1 protein-coding gene is annotated in these 3,250 nt (G+C 57.6%); it reads left to right on the forward strand.

The genetic code is table 11. The features are described from left to right. The first annotated feature begins 1,388 nt into the window (after nucleotides 1-1,388). Nucleotides 1,389-2,792, forward strand: coding sequence for a replication initiator protein A (locus Q322_RS0119795; protein ID WP_051668812.1), 1,404 nt, complete (start codon nucleotides 1,389-1,391; stop codon nucleotides 2,790-2,792). The last annotated feature ends 458 nt before the right edge of the window (nucleotides 2,793-3,250 follow it).

Below are 3,250 nucleotides of genomic sequence, written 5' to 3' on the forward strand. Positions count from 1 at the left end.
GGACTGTCCGCTGAGGGGATCAAGGAGTGCGCCAAGGAAAAAGGCGAACGCCGCGACAGGTATCGCCAGCAGCAGAATCAGTCGCCAGCCGTCTGACCCGGCTGAACGCTCCAACAACGAGACAACGAAGCGGGTCATGTTCTTGGTGATGGTAAGCATGAGAACCACACTCAACTCTTACTTCTGGGATTCCGGCAACTTAACTTGGATGGAGGCGGTTTCTCTGGCAAGCCATCTGCAAGTCGCGCGAGGTGTTAAGCCTGATGGGAAAGACCGTGGAATGCGGCGTCATCGCAGCCCGAACGGCCTTCCAGGCAGAGTGGGTCTCGGCTTCCAGGCTGAGCTGGCGGTCGGTCGGGACCCGGTCTGCCTCAGATCAGCCTCTGATCGCTTGGGGCGTTCGTCAGCCTGGCACGCAGGCTCAGAGTACTGAGCAAGTTCCCCGGTGGCTGCATATCCTCAGAATAGGAGACCAAAGAGAATGGGAGACCAAAGTCAATTTCAATGGTCGGATAAAGAATCGTCCTGCACGACACCGGGTTGTTAAATGTTTGCCAGAACCCTGACAGATAGTCCATCCTCCACCTCTTGAAGGCGGACATCGACGAGCAGCCGTGCAATCAGCGCAGATGCGGGTGACGAATAGTGACCGAGGCGGATCATGGGACGTGAGGCTCCAAGCCAAACGTTGAGCGAGCTTCCAGCAGGAATTTCGGGAGCGGTCCGCGTGGCGGTTCGGAACGGCAACGTCATGCTGCGGCTGCGGGATGAGTTCGGCGGTGCGTCGGTGCTGATCCGGTGCACCGGTTCTCCAGCTATAGACTCCTGGCTTGGGCGTTATGGCAACTGGCTTTAATCAACGTGCCTCAGTTTCTGGAACAGTTGAGTGACCGCGATGCCGCGAATGAGATTGCAAGGGATTGGTCACCCTCAGTGACTCCTCGCAGAATTATGGCGTGGGACTGTCTCTCCGATCTAAACGAGCTGAATATGCGTTGCGCCCTGAGACATACCTGAGGCATTGCCTGAGACATACCTAAGGCGTTGCCCGAAAATCCCTGAGACATACCTGAGGTGTTTTGCGCCTTAAGGCTGAGACATACCTGTGGTGTTGGGCGTTTTCTCCTCAGGTATGTCTCAGATGGCCTCTGGGACACACCTGAGGCATTTGCTGGGACACACCTGAGGCGTATTCCACCGTGCCTGAGATATACCTGAGGCGTTACCTGAGACATACCTGAGGTGTTACCTGAGACATACCTGAGGCGTTTGTGCAGATTTAAGCCTCTGAGACGGCTTTTTTAACTCTTCCTTGGTGGTGTTTTTCACCAATCTTTTAATCAAAATCTTTCCAATAAAAGAGTATCTTGTCAACAACAGGAGGCAATGTGGCAGACCAGCAGCGCACCAGCTTCGACGATCTGAACTGGGGCCGATTGAATCTGGTCTCTGCACAGGACCAGTCAGTCGAGCAGAATTCCTGGAAAGTGACTTATCAGCACGGCGAGCGGGTGGTCCGGATCTCCTGCCGCGCGCTTCCTGAGCTGGGCGTTCCCCACGGCATCGACAACGACGTCAGCAGCGCGCTGATCGACAATTACATGAGCATCGGTCTGCCCGACGACGGCATCATGACGCTGGCCATTTCGGAGTTGATGCAATTGGCTGGATTTCACCGCAACGGGAAATATCGAGAGATGCTTTCGAGCAGTCTGGACCGTCTGCACACCACGTCGTATGAAATCGCTGGCGGCTGGCGCGATCACCCCAATCGGCGCTGGACTACCGCCAAATTTCACTTCATCGAGCTTCTCGAATACACCCATCAGGGCGAATCGGGCAAGTTCGATGAACGGAGCATGTTGCGAATCCGTCTGGCTGAACCGCTGGTTGCCTCGCTGCGCAGCGGGTATACCAAGCCGCTCAATATCGAATTCATGCAGTCTCTGTCCAGACCGCGGACCCGCATTATTTTTCGCCTGTTAGACGCCATGCGCTATCATCCGGAAACGCCTGACGAACTCATCGACGAATACGACATAGGGTTGATTGAGCTGGCTGAGCAGTGCAAGCTGCCCAACATTCGTCCGGACGCCGTGCGCCGCGCCCTTGCGGGACCCCACGAGGAACTGCTGCGCCGAGGTTATCTGCGGCAAGTGGTGCCTGAGGGCCGGGGGCGCGAGCAGCGCCTTCACTACGAGTTTTCCCCCGATTTCACGCCGGTCAATCCGGCTGTCCTGCACCGACTACGCATGCACGGCGTGACCGACGGTGTATCGCGGCAGCTCGCCCGCCAGTACTCCACCTCAATCCTGACGGGCCGGATTGAACTGTTCGACCGACTGGTAAAATCTGGTCAGTTGACGGTTCGCAAGACGCCAGCGCACGCCCTGGTCCATCTGATCAAAAATGCCGATCAGTATCCTGATCCGGCGGCGGGAAAGGTCATCACGCTTCCCCAGGGGCCGCCACGTGCCCAGGCCAAGCAGGCCGCAGAGCCCACGCTGCCCGGCTGGTCAGAGGAACTCGCCCGCATGTCCCCAGACGAAGCAGCGGCGTTCACGGTCAAGCGCGTATCGCTTCTGTACGCCCGGAAATTTGCCCTGTCCGAACTTGACACCTTGCGCGACCTGGTGCTGCGCGGGAGGCTCAACCCTGCCCAGATCATCGAAGAAGCCCACCGGCGGCTGGCTGCCCTCGACGCTCAGGGATTCATTGACGATCTCAAGGACTGGCTGCGCTCCGAGGAAGCGGCGAGACAGGCACTGGCAGCAGGGGCCCTGACCGAGTGAGCCGCGCAAGCCCCTTTCTTCAGGGGTGGGACATGTACCTCGCCCCCGCAGGAGGGCCAGAGAGCCGAAGGCTGACCGCACTATCGTACATTGGGCCTGCATGGGGCAAGGACGTGTTCCTCAGATGCACAAGGCCCCGTCGATGTCTTCGGCTGTGACAGCCTGGTTCCCGACTTCTTGAGCGGAGAAATTTCGGCAAACGCGCGACAATGTCATTGACATTTCAATTTTTTTGGGTACGTTAAGCACACCAATAGCGTACCTGATACCTGGAATGGACCATGGGAGGTCTTATGCGCAAGCGCGTCCTGCTCCTCAGTGCTCTTCTCTTTCCTGCACTCTCGACGGTTGTGTTGCCTTAATCGGACTGGGGTAGGGTAACCATCCATGACCGACGCCAAGCCCTACCGACACCGCTTCCCAATGATCATCATCCAGCACGCTGTGTGGCTGTACCA

It is taken from the genome of Deinococcus frigens DSM 12807 (assembly GCF_000701425.1).
Classification (GTDB): Bacteria; Deinococcota; Deinococci; order Deinococcales; family Deinococcaceae; genus Deinococcus; species Deinococcus frigens.